The sequence below is a fragment of the Paenibacillus illinoisensis NBRC 15959 genome, assembly GCF_004000925.1.
Taxonomy (GTDB): domain Bacteria; phylum Bacillota; class Bacilli; order Paenibacillales; family Paenibacillaceae; genus Paenibacillus; species Paenibacillus illinoisensis.
The window spans coordinates 694,452-716,416 of record NZ_BIME01000001.1 but is presented as its reverse complement, the minus strand read 5'-3'; the positions used below and the strand labels follow the sequence as shown (position 1 = coordinate 716,416).

The 21,965-nt window shown below is 49.4% G+C and carries 22 protein-coding genes; 20 read left to right on the top strand and 2 right to left on the bottom strand.

Features of this window, described 5'->3' with window-relative positions; all coding sequences use genetic code 11:
* Positions 1-6 precede the first annotated feature (6 nt).
* The 9 genes from PIL01S_RS03010 (at position 7) to PIL01S_RS02970 (ending at position 10,232) form a co-directional block, all read left to right on the top strand.
* Positions 7-837, top strand: coding sequence for a hypothetical protein (locus PIL01S_RS03010; protein WP_095287661.1), 831 nt, complete (start codon positions 7-9; stop codon positions 835-837).
* A gap of 6 nt (positions 838-843) precedes the next feature.
* Complete coding sequence (locus tag PIL01S_RS03005) at positions 844-1,392, top strand: WXG100 family type VII secretion target (RefSeq protein ID WP_095287660.1); 549 nt, start codon at positions 844-846, stop codon at positions 1,390-1,392.
* A 197-nt stretch (positions 1,393-1,589) separates the two neighbouring features.
* Positions 1,590-1,865, top strand: a complete 276-nt coding sequence (locus tag PIL01S_RS03000; protein WP_017689071.1) for a WXG100 family type VII secretion target — start codon at positions 1,590-1,592, stop codon at positions 1,863-1,865.
* Positions 1,866-2,021: 156 nt separating this feature from the next.
* The gene (locus tag PIL01S_RS02995) at positions 2,022-4,115 is read left to right on the top strand and encodes a protein kinase family protein (protein ID WP_127536195.1); all 2,094 of its coding nucleotides are present in this window, start codon (positions 2,022-2,024) and stop codon (positions 4,113-4,115) included.
* 33 nt (positions 4,116-4,148) lie between these two features.
* Positions 4,149-4,901 (top strand): vWA domain-containing protein, encoded by a 753-nt coding sequence (locus PIL01S_RS02990; protein WP_095287658.1) that lies wholly within the window; start codon positions 4,149-4,151, stop codon positions 4,899-4,901.
* Positions 4,902-4,921: 20 nt separating this feature from the next.
* Entirely contained in the window at positions 4,922-5,752 is an 831-nt protein-coding gene (locus tag PIL01S_RS02985) for a protein phosphatase 2C domain-containing protein (protein ID WP_246058095.1), read from the top strand.
* Between the two features lie 209 nt (positions 5,753-5,961).
* On the top strand, positions 5,962-6,768 hold the full coding sequence (locus PIL01S_RS02980) for an SDR family oxidoreductase (protein WP_127536193.1): 807 nt from the start codon (positions 5,962-5,964) through the stop codon (positions 6,766-6,768).
* Positions 6,769-6,882: 114 nt separating this feature from the next.
* On the top strand, positions 6,883-9,396 hold the full coding sequence (gene hrpB, locus PIL01S_RS02975; protein ID WP_127536192.1) for an ATP-dependent helicase HrpB: 2,514 nt from the start codon (positions 6,883-6,885) through the stop codon (positions 9,394-9,396).
* A 233-nt stretch (positions 9,397-9,629) separates the two neighbouring features.
* Positions 9,630-10,232, top strand: coding sequence for a general stress protein (locus tag PIL01S_RS02970; RefSeq protein ID WP_127536191.1), 603 nt, complete (start codon positions 9,630-9,632; stop codon positions 10,230-10,232).
* Between the two features lie 193 nt (positions 10,233-10,425).
* Here the strand turns inward: PIL01S_RS02970 and PIL01S_RS02965 are convergent, their stop codons facing one another.
* Positions 10,426-10,830 carry a YidH family protein gene (locus tag PIL01S_RS02965; protein ID WP_127536190.1) on the bottom strand — a complete coding sequence of 135 codons (405 nt, stop codon included), beginning with the start codon at positions 10,828-10,830 and terminating at the stop codon, positions 10,426-10,428.
* A 63-nt stretch (positions 10,831-10,893) separates the two neighbouring features.
* Between PIL01S_RS02965 and PIL01S_RS02960 the strand changes: the two genes are divergently transcribed.
* From PIL01S_RS02960 to PIL01S_RS02940, 5 genes are all read left to right on the top strand, one after another.
* Positions 10,894-12,042, top strand: a complete 1,149-nt coding sequence (locus PIL01S_RS02960; RefSeq protein ID WP_127536189.1) for an acyltransferase — start codon at positions 10,894-10,896, stop codon at positions 12,040-12,042.
* Between the two features lie 307 nt (positions 12,043-12,349).
* On the top strand, positions 12,350-12,724 hold the full coding sequence (locus PIL01S_RS02955; protein WP_095287651.1) for a helix-turn-helix transcriptional regulator: 375 nt from the start codon (positions 12,350-12,352) through the stop codon (positions 12,722-12,724).
* Positions 12,725-12,726: 2 nt separating this feature from the next.
* Positions 12,727-13,731: a Gfo/Idh/MocA family protein gene (locus tag PIL01S_RS02950; RefSeq protein WP_127536188.1), complete on the top strand. Its 1,005-nt coding sequence runs from the start codon at positions 12,727-12,729 to the stop codon at positions 13,729-13,731.
* 177 nt (positions 13,732-13,908) lie between these two features.
* Positions 13,909-15,186, top strand: a complete 1,278-nt coding sequence (locus tag PIL01S_RS02945) for an MFS transporter (protein ID WP_127536187.1) — start codon at positions 13,909-13,911, stop codon at positions 15,184-15,186.
* Positions 15,187-15,292: 106 nt separating this feature from the next.
* Positions 15,293-15,937 carry an ArsR/SmtB family transcription factor gene (locus tag PIL01S_RS02940; RefSeq protein ID WP_127536186.1) on the top strand — a complete coding sequence of 215 codons (645 nt, stop codon included), beginning with the start codon at positions 15,293-15,295 and terminating at the stop codon, positions 15,935-15,937.
* A gap of 131 nt (positions 15,938-16,068) precedes the next feature.
* Here PIL01S_RS02940 and PIL01S_RS02935 read toward each other — a convergent pair whose 3' ends face one another.
* Entirely contained in the window at positions 16,069-16,635 is a 567-nt protein-coding gene (locus PIL01S_RS02935) for a TraR/DksA C4-type zinc finger protein (protein WP_127536185.1), read from the bottom strand.
* 252 nt (positions 16,636-16,887) lie between these two features.
* Between PIL01S_RS02935 and PIL01S_RS02930 the strand changes: the two genes are divergently transcribed.
* The 6 genes from PIL01S_RS02930 to PIL01S_RS02905 all read left to right on the top strand — a co-directional run bounded on the left by PIL01S_RS02930 (position 16,888) and on the right by PIL01S_RS02905 (position 21,748).
* Positions 16,888-17,265, top strand: a complete 378-nt coding sequence (locus PIL01S_RS02930; protein WP_095287646.1) for a DivIVA domain-containing protein — start codon at positions 16,888-16,890, stop codon at positions 17,263-17,265.
* Positions 17,266-17,306: 41 nt separating this feature from the next.
* Entirely contained in the window at positions 17,307-17,741 is a 435-nt protein-coding gene (locus tag PIL01S_RS02925; protein ID WP_127536184.1) for an Rrf2 family transcriptional regulator, read from the top strand.
* A 33-nt stretch (positions 17,742-17,774) separates the two neighbouring features.
* The gene (locus PIL01S_RS02920) at positions 17,775-18,272 is read left to right on the top strand and encodes a metallophosphoesterase family protein (RefSeq protein WP_127536183.1); all 498 of its coding nucleotides are present in this window, start codon (positions 17,775-17,777) and stop codon (positions 18,270-18,272) included.
* A gap of 267 nt (positions 18,273-18,539) precedes the next feature.
* Positions 18,540-19,430: a sugar phosphate isomerase/epimerase family protein gene (locus tag PIL01S_RS02915; RefSeq protein ID WP_127536182.1), complete on the top strand. Its 891-nt coding sequence runs from the start codon at positions 18,540-18,542 to the stop codon at positions 19,428-19,430.
* Positions 19,427-20,599, top strand: coding sequence for a Gfo/Idh/MocA family protein (locus PIL01S_RS02910; RefSeq protein WP_127536181.1), 1,173 nt, complete (start codon positions 19,427-19,429; stop codon positions 20,597-20,599). Before PIL01S_RS02915 ends, PIL01S_RS02910 begins: the two co-directional genes overlap by 4 nt.
* A gap of 66 nt (positions 20,600-20,665) precedes the next feature.
* On the top strand, positions 20,666-21,748 hold the full coding sequence (locus PIL01S_RS02905; RefSeq protein WP_127536613.1) for a Gfo/Idh/MocA family protein: 1,083 nt from the start codon (positions 20,666-20,668) through the stop codon (positions 21,746-21,748).
* Positions 21,749-21,965: the final 217 nt, after the last annotated feature.

Sequence of the window (21,965 nt, the reverse complement as noted above, 5' to 3'; positions counted from 1 at the left end):
CTCATAATGTTGACGGTTCATGATTCCAAGCAAAAGGTAGTCACTTTGCAAATAAAAGAACTTTTTTTCCTGGCCGGGATTCTCGGTTCAGACCGATTGCTTGGCGTTGAAGACCCCTTCCGCGGTTACATGGCAGAAGACATCGCTGTGGAATGGGAGCACGTCAAAACTTCTCTGCTCGAAAAGGGATATTTGATTCAGGATCAGGACAGCAATGAGCTGATCATGACACCGACCGTTTTCTCCAGAGTAGCCATTGCTGGATTGTCAGACAGGGCTTGCTGGATTCGCTACACATCCAGTGGCACTTCGTATGAAAGTTATATCCATTGCACGGACGAACGGGTCGTTGAAGTTTCCCGTGTTGCTGATGAACCGGACTCCTTCCGGTTATCCGATCTCGGGAACGTTCGTGAAGCGATTGACTTCCTGATTCAAAGGATGAAATGGAGTGGCCATTCACCAGCGGAGAAGCCGGCATTGATGTGCTCCAAGAAAAAATTCTATGATGTTATGAACGAGCTTAACAACAAAGAAGAATCTGCAGTTGCTGATGAACTGGCACAGGAGACGAACGATCCGGAAGGTTCGCTGGCTCTTGCACGTTGTCTGGTTAACAAAGAATCAGATGGTGAACTGCGATTGCTTGTATGGAACGGAGAAGGTTGGAAGTCACAGTCAGCAGCATTCGCTGCTAGCTCTGTATCCAACTGGTTGTTCCGCATGAGTACAGCCGCTTCAGATGATTGGCTTGTAGCGGCGCTGACGACGAGAGAACAGTTTCACGAGATGCTGCTGGACTGGCTTAAACAGCCTGCAGGGGAAGAGGAAAGGTGATGGTAAATGCGCATTCGTGTGGAACCGGATGTGCTTCGGGCACTGAGCAGGCAGATTCAGTATGCGGCGGAGCAAATACAGCAAAAGATGACAGTGTTGGAACAGGCAATCCATTCGCTGGAGTGGGATATTGAGGCCCGGGCTGCGGTGATGAGTGAATGGAGTCACAGCAAGCGACTTGGCGAAGATGCGGTGCGTCGTTTTATGGACTTAAGCGTGCAATTGGGACGCAAAGCCTTGTTATTCCAGCAGGCAGACATGGAGTATCGTACAGTGCTGAGTCATGTGAACACAGCCTATGGCAATGCGGTCAATATGCTTAACGTTCTAGAAAACAATCGTGTAGGGGAAATCATGCCTACACACGCCGCAGCTGCTGCTGTAGTATCCGATCCCCTTTCCGCGGTGGCGGCAGTATACCGGGTGCAGGATGCTGCGCCGCCCGACGGTTCTCCGGCTACATTGATCCAGGCGATGCAGCCTGAACCTGTAGCGTGGAGATTCACAGATCCCACCTTTCGGGGGAGAAGAGGAACCGAACCTGTGGTATCCTGATTAGGCAGTTTACAGAAGTGCGCATTAAGGACAGCAGAAAGTGAATCATTTATGTAAATAGTCTGTTAGGGGAAGTTTCAATCACCAAAAATGGGGTAAATAGGATTAGGTCCTTCGGCTTTTGTTCGATCGATCCTGGTATAGTACAATTTGAACAAGCAAAAATTTAATTGCACAAACCAAGGAGGAATTTACACATGGCAGGACGCATTTTAGTTACCCCAGAACAACTTGATCAGGTTTCCAACCAATTCAAACAAAGCGGTGAGCAAAGTCAGCAAATCGTTTCTACATTGACTCAATCCATCACTAGCATGGAAGGACAATGGGAAGGTATGACGAAACAACGCTTCTTCCAAGAGTTCCAGGAAGCAAGCAAACAAATGCAATCATTCGTTCAAACGCTGAACAGCATCAGCGCGGAACTGACGGCTATTGCCAACAAATTCCGTACAGCTGACCAAGCTCGCTAAACTGCTTTACATAGATCAGGCCGATGTCATGTCTGACCCGGCACTGGATCGTACGCAGGCAGCAAGCTGAAGATGTATAACTACAGCAAAAACCGGGCGTTTTACGACTCCCGGTTTTTGCTGCACTATGACAGAATGACAGAGAGAGGGATGAGCATGTCTTTTCAACCGAATCCCGGGGATGAAGTGGTGATCAATGACATTGCCTATACCATTGGGCAGCACCCGGCAGCGCCCGGTCTGGCATACGCCCAAGCCGGAAGGCAAGGGATCGTTTACCAGTTATTACCCCGAAATGGTTCAATAAGTGGGGCCAAAGCACTAAAAGTATTTTTCCCTAAATTCCGTATCCCGGCTATGGTCTATCAGTCTGAGCATATGGAGCCTTATAGTGAACTGCCAGGTTTGCAGGTATGCAAGCGTGATGTGCTCACTCCGGAAAGAAACGGAGCGCTCATTGGTGAACATCCCGATTTGTTGTACGCGGTTTTGATGCCGTGGGTGCAGGGTCTGACCTGGTTTGACGTAATCAGTGATCAGAAACAGCTGACTGCAGAAGAAAGTCTGAAGTTGGCTAGAGCACTAGCAGGGACTGGTTCGGCCATGGAGCAACGAGGACTTGCTCATTGTGATTTGTCCGCACCCAATGTGATGATTCCGTTTTTTTCCGAAGTGGAAAACCTGGGAGCCCCATCCGCGGTTGAACTTGTCGATGTAGAGCAGATGTACGGTTCCAAAATGGATCGTCCAGATGCTCTACTTGCCGGTTCACCTGGTTATGCAGCTCACCGGGCAGTACACAGTGGTTTGTGGAGCTCATATGCCGATCGTTTTGCTGGTGCAGTTATTATCGCCGAGATGCTGAGCTGGTCTGATTCGACCATTGTGGAGAAGGCATGGGGAGAAAGTTATTTTGACCAGCATGAAATGCAAACGGTGAGTGAACGCTATTTTGCTATGCGGGATTCACTCCAGAAACGATGGGGTTCCAAAATATCCGATCTGTTCATCCGTGCCTGGGAGAGTCACGATCTGAGCAGCTGCCCAACATTTGGTGAATGGTTTGTTGCCTTGGCATCAGCTAATGCCAGTCAGGCGGAAGCGGCCGGAGTGAAGGAACCTGAGGATCAAGCAGCAGATGCGGCAAAAGGTGAAGCTGCGAGCCAGGCAGTCGCAAGTGCACCGGATACTGGCGTACCAGATTCGAAGTCAGCTAATGGACATCATTCGTCCACGTCGATACCTGAAGTGCCTCCTGGACAGGAAGCTGTGGTAAACAGACTCTTCCTGCAGGCCCGAGCTCTTGAGGATGAAGATAAGCCTGCAGCAGCCCTGGAAGTATACCGTTCGCTGTATCATTTCATTCCGGCTAACAGTGCGATGCAGATGGAAGTTGAGGCCGCCATCAACGGGCTGGATGCTAAACTGAATCCCAAGGAAGAAGCTGCACAGCCTGTCCGCGTTCCTTTTTACAGATCCAAAAAGTTCATGATCTCTTCCGCTGTCCTTGTTGTATTGCTGGCCGGTACCGTGCCGACTGTCAAAATTTTGGCTGATCAGGCGGAAGTCAAGCAGCAGGAGGAACAAGAAGCAGCAAGACTGGCAGAGATCAAGGCTGCCGAAGAAGCAGAAGCCGCAAAGGCTGCTGCGCTGAAGCAGGAGGAAGAAGAGAGGAAGAAGCAGGAAGCCGAAGCGGCGAAGCTTGAAGCCGAGGAAAAGCAAAAATTGGCTGAAGCACAGAAAAAGGAAGAAGAACGGAAAGCTCTCCAGGCGAAATACGATAAACAGGCAAAATACGAGGCTTATCTCGCAAAGCAGGAACAGCAGAAGAAAGAAGCAGCCAAGAAGGCGCTGCAGGAGAAGTATGACAAGCAGGCAAAGTATGAAGCCTACCTGGTCTGGAAGAAAGAGCACGATGCTCAAGTAGCGAAGCAGGAAGCGGAGCGCAAGGCAGCGGCTGAAGCACAGCGCAAACTGGAAGCGCAAAAAGCAGCCGAGGAAGCTGCTCGAAAGACTGCACTTAAGAAAAAACGTGCTCAGAACGTGGTTACGCTGATTGCACATTATAACAAGGCGTATAATGCACAAAAAGGTAAAAAGATCGAAAATGCGGAATCCTATGCCCGTGATTTCAAAAATTTGTATAACTCGGATGCTTCATACTTCAAAGGGGTAGGCAAGGTCGCAGCGCGAATGAGTGCAATTAATAAATTTTTGAGCAATAACAACTATAATCTTCCCAACTTGTAAATTATGTGAACGACGGAGGTGGCTCAGGCCCAGATGAACTATACAATACAAGCATCCCAGCGCACACCCGCACTTATTATTTATCTCATTGATATCAGTGCCTCCATGAATATGGTTCTGGAAAACCGCAGACGGATTGATGTCGTCTATGATGCCCTGGCCCTGGCCATACGCCAGATGGTGTTTCGCTCAACCAAAGGGAATCGATTGACACCTCGCTATCGGATTGCCATCCTTGCATACAGCGATGACGTCTATGACCTGTTGAATGGAATTAAGGGAATCGACGAAATTGCAGCGGTTGGTTCGTTGCCAGACCTGACACCTAAACGTTTCTCGGATTCGGCCAAAGCCTTTCTGCAGGCAGAGAAGATTCTGCAGGCTGAAATACCGAACATGCAGGATTGTCCTGCGCCGCTCGTCTGTCATATGACGGATGGAGTGGCTACGGGCGAAGATCCGGAACCAATTGCCAAACGAATTATGGGCATGAGTGTGCCTGATGGCAATGTACTCGTCGAAAATATTTTTATATCCGATCACCTATTGGAAGGTCCTATCCCTGAACCGAGAAGATGGAAGGGGATATCGCCGGAAACCGTTCTTAAGGATGAGCATGGAGAGAAGCTGCGCAATATGTCTTCGGTTCTGCCTGAAAGTTACCGTGAAATGCTTGTCGAGGCGGACTATTTGCTCGCACCCGGTGCATTGATGATGCTGCCAGGCACATGTGCAGAACTGGTGTCCATCGGGTTTCAGATGTCTGCTGCTACGCCTGTTAGATAGGAGGGGATTATTTGAGAACGATGCGATTGGCAGCATTGCCTGCTGGTGAGAGAGGAAGCCAAGGAAAGCAGCGTCGTGGAATCTTTCGTTATGTTAGCGCACAGACCGGAGAACAGCCGCTTACTCGTTATCAGGGTGCTTTTAAGTGTCGCTATGGTTATGGAAGAGCTGCAGAGACGGTTCATCAGGGGGATTCGGGTCAAGACTTTGCTGCCGTTCGCATGGACGGAAATGTATGTACGTTCGTCATGTGTGATGGTGTAGGCATGAGTTACCTTGGTGATTTTGCCGCGCGTTTTCTGGGCAATGCGCTCCTCGAGTGGTTGGAAACAACCTCTAATCCTACGGCAGAAGCGATGGAGCATCTGCTTCAAGAACTGACGGTTCCCGCATCCGAGCAGCTGAAGAAAATTCAGCCATTGGATAACTCGCCCCTGCTTTTACGCGAAGTGTTAATGGAGAAGCGAAGCAGAGGCAGCCAGGCGATGTATGTGTGTGGTCGAATTGAGCTGTCTCGCGGTATGGGGAAAAGTCGTATCTGGATGGCTTGGCAAGGGGATTCGCGCATACGTCTATGGCGCAATGGTCAGGAACAATCCGGAGCTTTTCAGAACCACTGCCGGACGAATGAACGCTGGTCAACCCTGGAAGGGTCAGTTGGAGGCAAGCCTCATATTTATGAGGCGAAGCTATCCAATGAACCAATTCGTCTGCAGCTGTACACAGATGGTTTGAATGATCTGGATGCCATACAGGCATATATTCCGGATGAACACATTCAGGTACTGCTGGATGCTGCACATACCGGCGGGCTTGAAGATGATGCCGCTTTCATTGAGCTGGAATGGTAGATGTACTACTTTAGAAAAGTCACTCGTCTTGAATATGTATAATTAGCGGTAAAAATCAGCTGAGAAAAAACTTGTCGTTATTGATTTAAAAGGCGCTCTTTTTGGGTAATCTTGTGAAGAATCTACTTAGTTAGCATGCTGCATCATGCTGATACACAAGTCTTGGATGTACATTCTTACATAATTGCTGAGAAGGAGTGGAATGGAGCATGACACAACATAACGACAAGTCTCGGTTTGCAAACAAAATAGCTATCATTACTGGAGCCGGTTCCGGCATTGGTAAGGCAACGGCATTAAAATTGGCGAATGAAGGTGCTCACGTTGCGTTGTTTGATCTGGTGAATGATCGGATCTCTCAGACGGAAGCCGAAATTAATGCCGTACATCCAGGTGCTGCACGCGCATTCGATGTGGATATCTCCGATCCGGCCCGGGTGGAAAAAGCGGTGCTGGAAACGGTGGAGCTGTTCGGCGGTTTGGACATTGTGTTTGCCAATGCAGGCATTAATGGTGTCTCGGCCCCAATTGAGGAAATTCAGGTGGAGGATTGGCAGCGGATCATTACGACCAATCTGGATGGCACCTTCTTTACAATCAAGTACGCTCTCCCACATCTGAAGAAACGCGGCGGGGGAAGCATTGTTATTACGAGTTCCATTAATGGTAACCAACGGTTCACCAGCTTTGGGATGTCGGCATACAGTACATCGAAAGCGGGACAGGTTGCCTTTTCGAAGATGGCTGCACTGGAATTGGCCAGGTTCAAAATCCGGGTTAATGTCATATGTCCGGGAGCCATCGCAACTAATATTGATCAAAGCACCGTAAAAACGGATGAATTGCACCAAATCATTATTCCGATGGAGTTCCCGGAAGGGGAGCAGCCGCTTGCAGATGGCCCTGGACAGCCGGAGCATGTGGCCAATCTCGTCGCGTTCCTGGCATCGTCTGAATCCAAACACATTACGGGTGCAGAGATTGTCATTGATGGCGCCGAATCGTTGCTGCGATAATACGTCTGATCCAAAGTAGTCGTTCCTCTGGGACGGCTTTTTTTGTTATAATGCTAACATTCACTTTGGATTGATGATATATTGCATGGTGCCTTATGAATTAGGAGCGATAATATGAATATAGAATTACCGATACAACAGGTTTTGCCTGAGCTGAAACAGCTATTTCGAGTGCAGGATACGGGTGTGCTTATTGCAGAGCCGGGGGCAGGTAAAACAACCGTAGTACCTCTATCCCTATTAGAGGATCCATGGCTAAACGGGCGTAAAATCATAATGCTGGAGCCCCGCAGACTCGCGGCGCGCTCAGCTGCGGTGCGGATGGCAGCAGCTCTGAATGAAAGCGTGGGACAGACGGTAGGGTACCGTGTCCGCATGGACACTCGGGTCAGTCAGGCAACGCGGATCGAAGTTGTCACAGAAGGGGTACTTACACGCATGCTTCAGCAGGATCAGGGGCTTGAAGATACAGCGATGATTATCTTTGATGAGTTTCATGAGCGTCACCTGCACGGCGATCTTGGTTTGGCTCTGGCTCTGGAGTCACGGGCGATGCTGCGTCCGGATCTGAAGGTGCTGATTATGTCGGCAACGCTGGACCCTGACCCAATCTGTACATTGCTTGGCGAAGGGACCCATGCGATTGATTGTCCGGGACGCACGTTTCCAGTGGAAACCCGTTATGTATCAAAACCCGCTTCTGCTGTGCTGGAGGAGTTCACGGCTCAAGCGGTTGTAAAAGCTCTGGCACAGCAGGAAGGGGACGTACTGGTCTTTCTTCCAGGAGCCAGAGAGATTCACCGGACAGAACGGGAACTGTCGAAGCTTAATCTTTCTTCTCATGTTGAGGTGCATTCCCTGTATGGCAGCATGCCGATTGAACGTCAGGATGAGGCTGTGCGCCCAGCTGCGAAAGGAAATCGTAAGGTCGTACTGTCCACCTCCATAGCGGAATCAAGCCTTACGCTTCCGGGTGTCAGAGTGGTTGTTGATGCCGGACTGAGTCGTGCATCCGTATTTTCCCCGCGCACAGGCATGAGTCGGCTTGTTACCCAGCCGGTGTCCAAGGCATCAGCCGATCAACGGCGGGGGCGTGCAGGGCGAATAGCACCAGGGGTGTGCTATAGATTGTGGAGCGAAGAGGTTCATGACGGTCTGCCGGAGACAGCCAGACCGGAGATTGCCTCCGCGGACCTCGCACCGCTGGCGCTTGAGCTTGCCGCCTGGGGTGTCCAGTCCCCTGCAGAACTGCAGTGGCTGGACGTCCCGCCTGCCGCGGCCTACGGCCAGGCACAGGCGCTGCTGCGCCAGCTGGGCGGCCTGGATGACGCAGGCCGCATCACGCCCTTCGGGCGGCGGATGAACGCGCTTGGCGTGCATCCGCGACTGGCCAGCATGCTGCTCCGCGCGGCGGAGCTTGGGCTGGCCAGCTACGCCAGCATGCTGGCGGCACTGCTGCAGGAGCCTGCCGGCCTCCGCAGCAGTGCAGGCGCGGGCACGGACCTGCGCCCGCGCGTGGAAGCGCTGCTGATGGCGGCCAGCAGCGGTACGCCGCAAGCGGCAGCGGCGGTCGCAGACATCGCTGCCGTACGGCGCATCCTCCAGGAGAGCCGACAGCTGCGCACGGCTCTCGGCCCGGCGCCGGAGGATCCGGAACGGCCGGATGAGGACAGCTGCGGCCTGCTGCTGTCCTTCGCCTATCCCGACCGGATCGGGCAGCGCCGGGAGGACGGCCGCTACCTGCTGAGCAGCGGCCGCGGGGTACGGCTCAGCCAGGCGGAGTCGCTGAGCCGTTCAGCCTATCTGGTCGCTGCCGAGGCGGACGACCAGGGCGCGGATGCACGCATCCTGCTGGCTGCACCGGTGGGTGAGCAGCTCTTGCTGGACTACGGTGCTGATCTCATAGAGGAGGATGTGCAGATTGCATGGGATCGCAGCACACGAAGTGTGCGGGCTCATCGAAGGCTGCGAATTGGAGCAATCCTGATGAAGGAGAGCAGTATCGCACAGCCTCCGGAAGATCTGGTGCTGGAGGCGCTGCTAAGCGGAATCCGCACAGAAGGTCAGGATTGTCTGCCCTGGACCAAATCATCCAGGCAGCTGGCGGACAGATTGCGTTTTCTGCATCGTCATCTGCCGGGGTGGCCGGATCTCGCGGCGGATCATGTATCAGCGGAACTCGAAGTTCAACTCAGTCCTTTTCTGGCAGGAATGCGTTCAGCTTCGGATCTGAAGAAACTGTCCATGCAGGACGTGTTGCTTAGCGGATTGAGCTGGGAACAACGGCAGCAGTTGGACCGGGAGGCGCCAACTCATATTCAGGTTCCCAGCGGATCACGCATTCCGGTTGATTATAGCCGACCTGGAGATCCTACACTCGCGGTACGACTTCAGGAAATGTTCGGGCAGCAGGATACACCGCGTATTGCTGGAGGTCGGGTACCGTTAACCCTGCATCTGCTGTCCCCTGCGCACCGGCCTGTTCAGGTGACCCGGGATTTGACGAACTTTTGGCGGGAGACTTATTTCGAGGTGAAAAAAGACCTGAAAGGCCGATATCCAAAGCATTACTGGCCAGACAATCCATTGGAGGCCATAGCGACCAATCGGGCGAAGCCGCGCAGCTAGAGCATTAAAACTTTTTTTCGCTCACCATTGCATATACAAAAGCTTGGATATTGATCTGGCTTTTCAGAGAAACCCTTTGATGAGAATGACTTCATAAGCTTATGTTTTATAAGCGAATAAAGCTGTATTTATTCGTATTTGCGCACGATATAATGGCTGGAAGCGTTTGAAAGAGAATTGTACGGGTAATAACATAGCGAAGCGAACTCTTAAATAATTAGGAGGAATTCACTATGCAGAAGAAAATCGTAGGTGTTTTTGATACAGAACGTGAGGCATCTCAAGCCATAGAGGGCTTGAAAGCGCAAGGATTCAGTTCAGACGAAATTTCGGTAGTGACGCAGGATCGGGACGAGTTGAAGGCCATCCGGGAAGAGACGGGAACCAAGGCGCCGGAAGGTGTGGCAGCAGGTGCAGCCACAGGTGGTGTATTAGGTGGCGTAGCCGGGCTGTTGGCTGGTATCGGGGCTCTGGCCATTCCAGGTATAGGTCCAATTTTGGCGGCTGGTCCGATTGCAGCAGCGTTTACGGGAGCGGCAGTAGGTGCCGGTGCAGGCGGTTTGGTCGGTGGGCTTGTCGGACTCGGTATTCCCGAAGAGGATGCCAAACAGTATGAGGAATATGTACAAAACGGCAAAATCCTTCTCCTTGTTGACTCCACCGATCGCGATTCGGATGTCTATGATGTATTCAGCAACACGAGCTATCTGAATCGTGATCGATACGCAGCTCATGGTACGGATGTGCCAGCAGAGCGAACAGATCTCGATATGGAAGAGCGGAGACTGGAAGCTCAGGAGAAAGCAGCACGATTTGGAAACAACACGTTCCTGTAAGCTTTGGATTGTTCAGGCTAGCACACTGGATTGGTATACAAGGTTAAACAGGAGCACCACATATAAATCATGATTTGGTCAATGTGAGCCGTCAGGCGCTCAAAAAGCCGGTTTCCTTCGAGGAAGCCGGCTTTTGTCCCTGTAATTCCATCCTGGAATAATGATACAGTGTTGACTGTGTGTAAAGGTAAATCTAAGGAGCAGGGAATAACAATACATAGAGCAGAACAGCAAGCGCCAGGCCAATGACCAACAGAGTAAGCGTCAGGAAGCGAATCAATCGGGTTGAGGCTTGAAAGGTTTGCTGATTAATTTGCCTGCGTTTGCGGTGATACGAAGCAGCAGAACACAGAATGATGGCAATGCCGCTGACGAGTGAGATCACTCCGGTTATAATGGCGGCAATGTGTGCAATCTGGTCATAAGAGGAAGAATTGAATCCCAATCCGGCAGCCAGGAATCCGATACCGGCCATGGCTATTCCGGTACGAACCCAGGCCAGAAACGTTCGCTCATTGGCCATATGCTGTTGTACATATTTGGAGTCAATTGTGGGGGTATCTAGTTCGGAATCAGCGATAGGAATCCCTCCGTTCATCTTTTATACGACTATCATTGTACTTATTTTTTACTGTAAAACCAAGAAAGGCGGCTGAACGTTATGCCACGAAAAGAAAGAATTGCTGAAATTGAAAGTTTAAGGGGGATTGCCTTTGCAGCTGTTGTACTCCAGCATTCCATTGCACATTTCTCTCTGGTTCCGGAAGCCGGCCTGGAAGATGGGGTTCTGCTTGCAATCCTGCTGATGGCTTCCAAATTTGCCGTCCCTTTATTTATTTTCATTACGGGCATGGTTTTGTTTTATAACACAGGAGAGCAGCTGAAATACGGACGTTTCATGCAGAAACGATTAACGGATGTCATCGCACCATATGTCGTGTGGTCTCTGGTGTATTTCACCTTGACACCACAGGGGTGGGCCGGCATTGGCTGGCAGGATCTCCCTGAACTTGGTTTGAAGCTGCTTACCGGCAAGACCACATCTCATTTTTGGTACATTATCATGCTGATTCAATTTTATTTGCTGTTTCCCTTGTTTCTAAAGGCCGTACGATATGTATATAACCGCTATGATTCACGTGGACGCCTGATTGCTGTCCTGATTACAGGAGCTGTATACCTCTTGTTAGCCGATCAATTGGGGAATATTGCACGAGTCATGGAACGACTCCATATTCCAGTACTGACCGATGTATTTACAACCTATGCCGACCGCAATTTCCTGTATTTCTTTTTTTATTTTGTACTAGGTGCTGCTGCCGGATTATCCGTTAAAAGCTGGAACATGTGGATTCATCGGCTGCGCTGGGTATATTGGACGGTGTTTATAACCATGGGTCTTCGGTTTACATATCTATTAATGCTGGAATTTCAAAAGCCGGAAGGCATTCAGATCACATTTTATACCGTTAGTTTGATCAGGCCGGATATGGCTCTCTATCTATTCGCGTCGATCATGGTCATGTATCAGCTCGCAGGCAAACTGCAGAATCACCTGGCCGTGGGCTGGCTTGGATGGATCGGCAGCGTTTCTTACGGCGGTTATCTCATGCATATGCTCATGCTGCGCTACAGTTATATTCCAGATGAATATGTTTACGTTGCATGGGGCCTAAATCCGACTGTACGAATGATTCTGACATGGGTACTTGCTTTAGCTCTATCCTGTGTGCTCACTTGGTGCATTTCGCGTGTAAGCTGGGGAAAATGGATCGTGGGTACTGTACCGAAGACCAATTTCAGAAAGTGAAAGAGGCAATGAATGAAAAATTCACAATAGAAGTCATCATTTTTGATGGTAGCGATCTACGGTTGTGGATGCAAGTCAGCAGTTGCTTTTGTCGAACTGAATCTTAATTGGGTTTTCATTTTAAAAAATCATTATATGAAAAATTCATAATAATAACCCTAATGCCGTTCTACCACACTAATCTGCGTATCTATCCTGTGCTTAGTTCTCACCTGCTGCTTATCCGGGAAAAACGGAGAATGATGGCAGAAACCGAACACAAGTTTTATAATATGAAGTAGAGCGGTAGAGGATAGGGGGAACAAGCATGGCTTTTATGATCGCCCAGCGGGCATTTATCAAGCTGTATCTCATTACCATGGTTGAACAGCACAGAGGATATGGTTACGAAATGCTGGAGGCCATGAAGCAGGAATTTAAAGATTACGGCTATGTTCCGCCTCAGAGTGAGGTATATCGGGCATTGCATGAACTGGTACAGCAGGGTGTATTTTATCGGACGAAGAAGTTGAAGGGTAGCGATCCCAAAGTGGATTTTCAGGAAATCGTTTTATATCACTTTACGGATGATGGAGCGGAAAAAGCCGAATTGTACAAAAAGCAGGTCAAGGCAGACCTAGACCGTTGTCTAGGCATGCTGCACAAGGCAGAAGAGGACAATTACGGGACGAAAGGAAGATGAGCATGAATAAGCAGCTACAGTGGGGAGTACTCGGTACTTCCACCATTGCCAAGAATGCGGTCATTCCGGCAATCCAGCAATCCGAACGAGGAGAAGTGCTTGCTATTGCGAGTCGAAGCAAGGAGAAGGCTGAAGCGCTCGCCGAAGAATTGGACATTGCTAGATGCTATGGAAGTTATGAAGAGCTCATTGCGGATCCGGATATTGAAGCCGTATATATCCCTTTGCCTAACCACATGCACAAGGAATGGACGATAAAAGCAGCTCAGGCCGGAAAGCATGTATTATGCGAGAAGCCAGCTGCACTGAATGCGGACGAGTCTGCCGAAATGATTCACGTATGCAAGGAGCACGGCGTTCTATTTGCAGAGGCGATCATGTATCGTTATCATCCCAAGCATCGGCGTGTTCAGGAGATAATCGCGAGTGGAGAGATTGGTGCTGTTCGTGCCATCCATGGCAACTTCACCTGTAATACAGCGGATGATAAGGATAATGTAAGGTTCAAACGGGACATGGGCGGAGGCTCGCTCTTTGACCTTGGTGTGTATCCCATCTCGGCAGCACGGATGTACCTGGGCCAGGAACCCGAAGCGGTTACGGTACATGCCTTATTCTCCGAGGAACATGATGGAGTGGATATGATGGCTTCGGGGCTTGTTGAATTTCCGGGATCCGTGGCGTTAACGTTTGATTGCGGCATGTGGGCTTCCGGGAGGGCGGAGATGGAGATCCTCGGGACAGACGGACGAATCGAGTTGCCAAAAGTCTTCGGCTGGGAGAATAGTGATATTCCACCGCAAATTATCGTTCACACGGATTCCGTCAGTCGGGAAGAACGGGTATCCGTCTCCAATTCTTATGTTCTTCAGGCGGAAACCTTTGCTGCCGCTGTGCTGGATGGGACACCACTGCCGTTTACTCCGGATAATACGATAGCGAATATGCGGGTGATTGATGCCTGTTTGCAATCGGCACGGACACGGCAGCGCGTTTCATTGATTTAAAAAAACGATTAAAAAAATGAGTAAACCAGACTCCATCCTTCAGGATGGAGTTTTTTCGTGTGAACTTAATCGGCAAAACGTTAAAAAAATTTTCACGAAGGGGTTGATTTCCAGAAATTCTCCGTTAAAATAATATTAACATTAAAAATATTTTAACGTTGAAGGGCGGAACGAATAATGAGAGAAGGCACAGCGGTAAACAAGCCAGGGATTGGGGAATTAATACGAGTTAAACCTTATATGCAGTTTATGCTGGGGAAGATGGTAGCGAGGTTTGGTGATTCCATTGACTCCATTGCATATAGTTGGATGGTGTACATGTTAACGGGCTCCAAACTATTGATGGGTACACTGCTCGCAGTCAACTTTCTGCCGAACATTCTGCTTGGCCTTTTTGCCGGAGCGGTCGTGGATCGCATATCTCTCAAGAAGGTCATCGTGCTGACGAATTCGGGCCGGGGACTGCTTGTTGGCGTAACTGCTCTGTTATTTGGTATGGGAGAACTGCAAGTATGGCATTTGTTCGTCGTCACGATTCTGAATTCGCTGCTTGAATGCTTCTCATTACCTGCCGAAATGTCCAGCGTGCCGCGATTGCTGCCGCAATCCATGCTGCTTTCCGGCATTGCCATGTCGTCTTCGGCTACCCGATTGGCTGAACTTGCCGGGCTTGCCTTAGCAGGTGCTCTTATTGCAACTGTTGGAATAACGTGGACGATTTTGATGGATGCTGGCCTGTTTGCATTAAGTGCTGTGCTAATGAGCCGGGTTGTCTATCCATCCGATCCCAGCATGGAAGAAGGATCAACTGAGAAGTTATCCTCCACAGATGCTCCCAGAAGTTTGCTTTCGGATATGATTGAAGCCTTTCATTTCATGCGCAAGCATCCCCTGCTGCTGATTGGCTCCATTTTATTTGCCTTTGTCAACTTCTGCCTGATGCCATTCGATGTTCTCCGAACTCCATATGTTATCGATATTTTGCATGCTGGAGCAGGGGGCTTAAGTTTGCTGAGCGGGTTAATGGTTGGTGGTATGGTGCTGAGTGGATTGTGGATGACTCACAGAGGCAGCAGATATCGGAAGAGTGTATTGATTATTAGTGGGATTACCATGCTGGGTCTTAGTTATGCCATGACCGCGCTTCCTGCGTATATGTCCACTTATCAGCTACCGCTGGCAGCTATATTTTGCTTGATGATGGGCCTCGGCATACCATTAGCTACGACCCCTCTCGCTTCATATCTGATGGAGGTTACGCCAGCGGGTATGCTCGGTAGGGTGTCTGCACTACAAAGTATGCTGATCGTAAGTGCTATACCGCTTGGAAGTCTGGTTGCGGGTGCTGCAGCAGAAGTGCTGTCCACGCCTGTGTTATTTATTGCTTTTGGCATTTTGCTTGCCGTGTCGGCCATATCGCTCCTGCTCAGCAAAACATTCCGGCGTAGTATGTAGCCTAATTCCTGTATCTTTCTGTAAGACCTGTTTTGACCGGGGACCAGACTGAACGGTATAATATGCATATAAGGACAAATGGTACCCCGGAAATGAGGATACAGGTATGCAGCAGAAAGTACTGTCAACGATCGAAGAGATCAAGATCTACTCCGACCCGTATCGGATCCAGATCCTGAATATGTTTAATAAACAGGGAAGACCTTCTACCGTGAAAGAAATAGCTGATAAACTTGGGGAAGTGCCCGCAAAAGTACATTATCACGTGAAAAAGCTGGAGAAGATTGGTTTGCTTACCATCGTATCCACGCGAGAGATTAATGGAATCATTGCCAAATACTACGAACCCTTTCAGGGAGAAATCCATCTTCGTCATGAAAATGAGGACCACTCGCCACTGAAGCAGGTTTTTCTCTCGGAGACGCTTAAACTGTTTAATGGAATGTATGAACAGAGCCGCCAGATGTTTATGAAACAGGCGGAGCACGGTGAGAACATGTTTGGACAAATCTCGGACATGACGTTATATGCGAGCCGTGAGGAAGTCGAGAAGCTGTACAAGGATATCATAAAAATGTGTGAACCTTATAAGAAGCGAAATGAACAGAAGGAAGATCAAGAGGTTTTTCAGCTGTTTACCACAATGTCCAAACATGTGGATGAACCGACTGAATCTAAGAAAAGTAAAGTGCCACAGGATCAGCCGGGAGATCAGAGTTTCAAGCCGAATGACGATGCAAAGGAAAAATGATCCAGGGAGACCGATGCCACAACAAAGAAAAGGCCGCCTGAAGGCGGCTTTTTGATGTGTGATGAGGACCTACGGTGACTGCTCAACCCTACCATATCTACATGGAGAGAGGTCGGCAATCATTATCAGAATTACATGTTCTCATCGTAATCCCGAACTTCACGTTTGGCTGCGGTAGCTGGCGAATTGGATGTACCATAGTCCTCAACAGCTTCCCAAGCTTCAGCATGATCGAATTTGCCAGCATTCCGCTGTCTCACCTCTCCTGCACCACTTGGAGGCATGGTCATTACCTGCTCTTCCACAGGGCGGTCATTGCTGAGCTCCCGGTTCGGTGTATCGTCAATACAGTAGGCCGTGTATGGAATGGCCTGAAGCCTCTCAAACGGAATATCCTGTCCACAAGTGACACATGTTCCGTAGGTTCCTTTTTCCATACGCTCCAAGGCATCGATTACCTGGTTAAATTCATCCGTTAATGTATCGTCTACAGCCAGATCTCGGCTGCGTTCAAATGTCTCCGTCCCCGCATCAGCCGGGTGATTATCGTAGGATGACAGCTCACCTGTAGAATCTTTGAGCGACGCAGTTGGAGCACCATCTTCCATGTTGGATTCAAAATGACGCTGCAGATTATCACGCTGCTCCAGAAGAGCGCTCTGAAGTTCCTGAAGTTGAACTTTGGTTAATGTACTCATAACGACATGCTCCTTTCCCGCTTTAGGGGTGTGTAGTCTGTCCTTACCCGATTTTGGCGGTATACAATCATTTTGCATCCTTGAAGAGGCGTTTGATTTTATATCTGGCCGATAATGTGTTATAAAAATAGAGAGAGAAACTGCCGCGATTTCCCCGCGAAGTCGTATTGCACCGTGCTCCTTGGAGAGACGGTCCCGGCTGCTTTTGAACATACGTCGATAGACGTTTTTCTTATAATGGAGGTTGTCAAGATGGATGAACATATGAAACGAAGATTGGATAAACAGAGACAATTGTTTAAACAACTGGGCGTACAGCTCGATGCCTTATCAATTCATGAAAAACAATTCAATTATAAACTCCGTGGCTATGATCCGGATGAAGTCGATGCATATCTTGACCTGGTCATCAAGGATTATGAACGCTTTTATGCCAATATTGCTGATCTGATGGATAAATGGCAGGAGCAGCAGCTCACCATTCGGGATCTTAAGTCGACGGCCAGACCCGTGGATGATCCGACGAAAATCGATCGCAAACAGCTGGATGATATTGTGAAGCAGCTGGAATACAGCGTGCGGCAGCTGAAAATCAAGGCACGTCCGGAACAGAGTCTGTTCCCTGAATAGATTGAAGCACCAGGATTATATTACGTTAAAGGTGGTTAATCATGAGTACACATTTTTCGGTCAGTGTGCATTGTTTGTTGTTGTTGTCCTTCAGCGCGCCTGAACGAATTACTTCCGCAATGATTGCAGGAAGCGTCAACACCAACCCTGTTGTCGTACGACGTATTTTGGGCGGACTGAAAAAGGCAGGTCTGGTCGATTCCTCTCCCGGAACGAGAGGTTTTTATCTCGCCAAGCCGGCTAGTGAAATTACCTTGGCCATGATCTATCAGGCTGCCAAGGACGAAGGTCCGCTATTTCCGATTCATGGCAATTGCAACCCCAATTGTGATGTTGGTCTTCGCATAGACAGTCTGCTGACGAATCTGTATCAGGTGGCAGAGGCAAAAGTCGAACAGTTCTTCGCATCCATTACGCTTGAAGATATGGAACGTTCCTGCTCACAGATGGAGACTGTGCCTCCTTCTGCTGAGTAGGGTATCGTCTGAACCAGGGAGGTGTGCTTGGATATGAAAATAATCGTGATCTCGGATACGCATTTGCCCAAAAGAGCTAAGCAGCTGCCGGAGCCATTGCTCCAAGCTCTGCCGGAGGCTGACCTCATATTACATGCAGGCGACTGGTCGGATTGGAGTGTATACAAGCTGCTAAGCGAGTATGCTCCCGTTGCAGGCGTAGCAGGCAATACAGATCCGCCGGAAATTGGCAAAAAGCTGGGCTTTTCCCGCATCGTGGAGGCGGACGGTTTGCGTCTAGGTCTGGTTCATGGCCACCAGGGATCGAAAACGACTGAGCAGAATGCCATTCATACATTTGCTGGTCAGCAGGTAGATGCCATCATATTTGGCCACTCGCACATTCCCTTGATGCATACCGTCAATGATGTGCTAATATTCAATCCGGGTTCACCGACGGATCGGCGCCGCCAGCCGCAGTATTCGTTTGGAATTATGACGACTCGTCTTGGAAAATTGCATGCTGAGCATGTGTTTTTTGATCGAAAATAGATAACGACTAAATTAATGAAATAACTATGACATCCCCATTCAGAATGAACATCTGAACAGGGATGTTTTTTTGCGTAGGAATATATCCTGAAGAAGTATGGTGACATCCACCGCAGCCAAGTTACAGTTATCCCTGAATGGGGAATGTTGCCTCACGTTTATCTCTAATTCATCTGTTGGAGCAGAACACTATTTGTGCATATGCAGGAATGATACAATTCGTTTATCCAATAAATTTGAATACGTTTACATAAGGAGATGACCAAGATGAAACTGTCTGTATTTACTGTAGCGACGCCTGACCTGAACGCAGAAGAACTGGCTGCAGCGGCAGCATCAGCAGGTATCGACGGAATCGAGTGGAGGTTCCGCGGAATACCGGAAGACGCACGTACGGAGGAACCATCTTTTTGGAGGCATAATCGGAGTTCAATTGATCCGGCCAAATGGGAGGAACAGGTCCCTGATTTTCGTGAAGCGACTGCAAAACATGGTCGACGTTCCATTGCACTAGTACCGTATCTGAGCTGTGGAGATCTTCAAGCGACCGAGCAGGCGTTTCAGGCAGCGGCTGATCTGGGTGCGTCCATGATGCGTGTAGGTGTGCCGGGATATGATCGTAAAACCAGTTATCCCGAGCTGTACAGCCAAGCCGTTAGGTATTTATCTGAAGTGCAGCAGATGGCTCAGCAGTACAACGTCAAAGCCGTGGTAGAGACGCATCACCAAACGATCGCTCCAACCGCTTCACTGGCCTACCGACTGGTGCAGTCGCTGGATGCCCAGCATGTTGGCGTGTTGTATGATCCAGGCAATATGGTACACGAAGGATATGAAAATTATCGGATGGGACTGGAACTATTGGGTCCTTACCTTGCCCACGTCCATGTGAAGAATGCAGCCTGGTACAAGGAGGAACAAAGTGGAGAGAGTGCAGGAAGTTCTGTATCCGCGAAATGGAGATGTCATTGGTCACCGCTGACTGAAGGTATCGTGGATTGGATGCAAGTGTTCCGTGACCTGAAATCAGTGGGATATGACGGATATTACGGTATTGAAGATTTCAGTGGAGAGTTTAATTCTCAAGCGATGTTGCAGCATTTTGCTGATGTATTCGGCGAGATCGAGCGTCGTCTGGAAGAGGAGGTACAGGTATGAGTTTGATTCGAGTAGCCGTAATTGGCATTGGAAACATGGGTGCCGCACATGCCAGAACCCTGATTGCCGGAGATGTGCCTGGTGCGGAGTTGGTAGCCGTATGTGATGTCCGTAAGGAAATGGAGAGCTGGGTGGCCAGTAATTTCCCGGCTTCGGTCAGTTACTGGCAGGATGCAGAGCAGATGATGGCATCCGGCACCATTGATGCAGTCATTATTGCAACACCTCATTATGATCACCCGGAACAGGCCATTCAGGCTTTTCAGCACGGTCTGCATGTCATGATCGAGAAACCAGCCGGTGTTTACACCAAACAGGTGCGCAAGATGAACGAAGCTGCTGCAGCCAGCGGCAAAGTGTTTTCCATGATGTACAATCAGCGGACGAATCCTCTGTATATCAAACTGAGAGACCTTATTGCTTCAGGAGAACTTGGGGAAGTAAGACGCACGAACTGGATCATCACGAATTGGTACCGATCCCAGAGTTACTATGACTCCGGCGGTTGGCGGGCAACCTGGGCAGGTGAAGGAGGTGGCGTGCTGATCAATCAGGATCCTCACCAGCTCGATTTGTGGCAGTGGACCATCGGCATGATGCCTGTGCGAATGCGTGCCTTCTGTTCGTTTGGCAAGTACAGGGATATTGAAGTGGAAGATGATGTGACAGCGTATGTGGAATACGCAAACGGAGCAACAGGCGTATTTGTAACTACTACGGGTGAAGCTCCAGGTACCAACCGATTCGAGGTCAACGGAGACCGCGGTAAAATCGTGATTGAAGATGGTCAGCTGACATTCTGGCGCCTTCGGGAGTCCGAGCCTGAATTCAATAAACGGTTTACCGGAGGTTTTGGACAGCCGGAATGCTGGAAGTGTGAAGTTCCGATTACGGGTACTGAATCGGGTCACCCAGGACTGATTCGTAACTGGATTGACGCCATCCGAACAGGTGCCACGCTCATTGCTCCAGGAGAAGAAGGTATACACGGATTAACCTTGTCCAATGCGATGCTTCTCTCGACCTGGACGGACAATTGGGTTGAGCTGCCCATCGATGAAGAGTTATTTTATGAACATTTGCAGGAGCGTATTGCCAGTTCGAACACCAAGAAAGACAAAAGTTCCAGCAGCAGCCAGCCTGCGGATCTGACGCAAACATTTAAGTAGGCCTGTTAAATCAAGCATTGTACTTGAATCGAATGAAAAGGTGGAGATAACGTGGCTAAAGATGGAATGTTTTATGCACCCAAAAGTGTGAAAAAAGAGGTTGTATGCGGTCCTGGTGAGTTTACTATTGCTGCCGTAGCACTCGATCATGGGCACATCTATGGTATGGTTGGAGGTTTGTTGGAGGCAGGGGCAACGCTAAAATGGGTATATGATCCGGATCCTGCCAAAGTGGAGGCATTTCGCAAACAGTTTCCACAAGCACAGGCCGCAGCTTCGGAAGAACAAGTGCTGGCAGATGATCAGGTGCAGTTAGTGGCCGGAGCCGCCATTACTTCGGAACGTGCTCCTCTAGGCATGAGGGTTTTGGCGTCAGGCAAGGATTATTTTACCGACAAAGCCCCATTCACTACATTGGACCAATTATCTAGAGCAAGGGAAGAAGTTAAACGGACCGGGAAGAAATACATGGTTTATTATAGTGAGCGCCTGCATGTCGAAAGTGCAATCTATGCCGGGCAGCTGATTGAGCAAGGAGCCATCGGTAAGGTTGTGCAAGTGATGGGCACAGGACCGCATCGATTGAATGCTCCAGGACGGCCGGAGTGGTTTTTCCAGCATGATAAATATGGCGGCATCCTCTGTGACATTGGAAGTCATCAGATTGAACAGTTCCTCACGTTCGCCTCATGCACGGATGCGGAAGTGGCGTTCAGTCGGGTGCATAACTTCCATCATCCACAATTCCCTGAACTGGAGGACTTCGGTGAAGCGTCACTCATCGGAAACAATGGGGCATCCGGTTACTTCCGGGTAGACTGGTTCACACCAGACGGTCTCGGGACATGGGGTGATGGGCGTACTGTCATTTTGGGAACTGACGGGTACATTGAATTACGGAAATATATCGACGTCGCGAGAGAGCCGGTGGGGGATCAGGTCTATCTGGTTAACCATGAAGGTGAATACCGTTACAGTGTCAAAGGACAGGTCGGCTATCCGTTCTTCGGAGATCTCATCCGGGATTGTCTGGAGCGGACGGAGACAGCTATGACACAGGAACATGCATTTAAAGCTGCAGAGCTTTGCCTGATTGCGCAGCATAAAGCCATGAGTGAAAGAGTTGTCTGGAGCACCGGCGCGAAGTAAACGTTATTCAAGTGAATGAATAGTTTATAAGTCATCTTCAATGTTGAGAGGGCAGCCTTTAGCCAGGTTGCCTTTTTTAATTAGATGGCTTCGCAAATGGCATTATATGGGTTATCATGGATGAAGTTGGTGAGTTGTTAAAAATAATAGTAAATTTGATTACATAGATTTGAAGGGTATTTTTTAGAATTGAGAATCGGTAGTAAATCAATCACAA

Coding starts and splice junctions, on each gene's coding strand:
- hrpB (WP_127536192.1), top strand. CDS start 6,883: ATGAATATAGAATTACCGATACAACAGGTTTTGCCTGAGCTGAAACAG.
- PIL01S_RS02935 (WP_127536185.1), bottom strand. CDS start 16,635: ATGAGTACATTAACCAAAGTTCAACTTCAGGAACTTCAGAGCGCTCTT.
- PIL01S_RS02905 (WP_127536613.1), top strand. CDS start 20,666: ATGTTTTATGCACCCAAAAGTGTGAAAAAAGAGGTTGTATGCGGTCCT.
- PIL01S_RS02925 (WP_127536184.1), top strand. CDS start 17,307: ATGAGTACACATTTTTCGGTCAGTGTGCATTGTTTGTTGTTGTTGTCC.
- PIL01S_RS02970 (WP_127536191.1), top strand. CDS start 9,630: ATGCAGAAGAAAATCGTAGGTGTTTTTGATACAGAACGTGAGGCATCT.
- PIL01S_RS02940 (WP_127536186.1), top strand. CDS start 15,293: ATGCAGCAGAAAGTACTGTCAACGATCGAAGAGATCAAGATCTACTCC.
- PIL01S_RS02995 (WP_127536195.1), top strand. CDS start 2,022: ATGTCTTTTCAACCGAATCCCGGGGATGAAGTGGTGATCAATGACATT.
- PIL01S_RS02930 (WP_095287646.1), top strand. CDS start 16,888: ATGGATGAACATATGAAACGAAGATTGGATAAACAGAGACAATTGTTT.
- PIL01S_RS02950 (WP_127536188.1), top strand. CDS start 12,727: ATGAATAAGCAGCTACAGTGGGGAGTACTCGGTACTTCCACCATTGCC.
- PIL01S_RS02955 (WP_095287651.1), top strand. CDS start 12,350: ATGGCTTTTATGATCGCCCAGCGGGCATTTATCAAGCTGTATCTCATT.
- PIL01S_RS02910 (WP_127536181.1), top strand. CDS start 19,427: ATGAGTTTGATTCGAGTAGCCGTAATTGGCATTGGAAACATGGGTGCC.
- PIL01S_RS02920 (WP_127536183.1), top strand. CDS start 17,775: ATGAAAATAATCGTGATCTCGGATACGCATTTGCCCAAAAGAGCTAAG.
- PIL01S_RS02990 (WP_095287658.1), top strand. CDS start 4,149: ATGAACTATACAATACAAGCATCCCAGCGCACACCCGCACTTATTATT.
- PIL01S_RS02915 (WP_127536182.1), top strand. CDS start 18,540: ATGAAACTGTCTGTATTTACTGTAGCGACGCCTGACCTGAACGCAGAA.
- PIL01S_RS03005 (WP_095287660.1), top strand. CDS start 844: ATGCGCATTCGTGTGGAACCGGATGTGCTTCGGGCACTGAGCAGGCAG.
- PIL01S_RS03000 (WP_017689071.1), top strand. CDS start 1,590: ATGGCAGGACGCATTTTAGTTACCCCAGAACAACTTGATCAGGTTTCC.
- PIL01S_RS02960 (WP_127536189.1), top strand. CDS start 10,894: ATGCCACGAAAAGAAAGAATTGCTGAAATTGAAAGTTTAAGGGGGATT.
- PIL01S_RS02965 (WP_127536190.1), bottom strand. CDS start 10,830: ATGAACGGAGGGATTCCTATCGCTGATTCCGAACTAGATACCCCCACA.
- PIL01S_RS02945 (WP_127536187.1), top strand. CDS start 13,909: ATGAGAGAAGGCACAGCGGTAAACAAGCCAGGGATTGGGGAATTAATA.
- PIL01S_RS02985 (WP_246058095.1), top strand. CDS start 4,922: ATGCGATTGGCAGCATTGCCTGCTGGTGAGAGAGGAAGCCAAGGAAAG.
- PIL01S_RS02980 (WP_127536193.1), top strand. CDS start 5,962: ATGACACAACATAACGACAAGTCTCGGTTTGCAAACAAAATAGCTATC.
- PIL01S_RS03010 (WP_095287661.1), top strand. CDS start 7: ATGTTGACGGTTCATGATTCCAAGCAAAAGGTAGTCACTTTGCAAATA.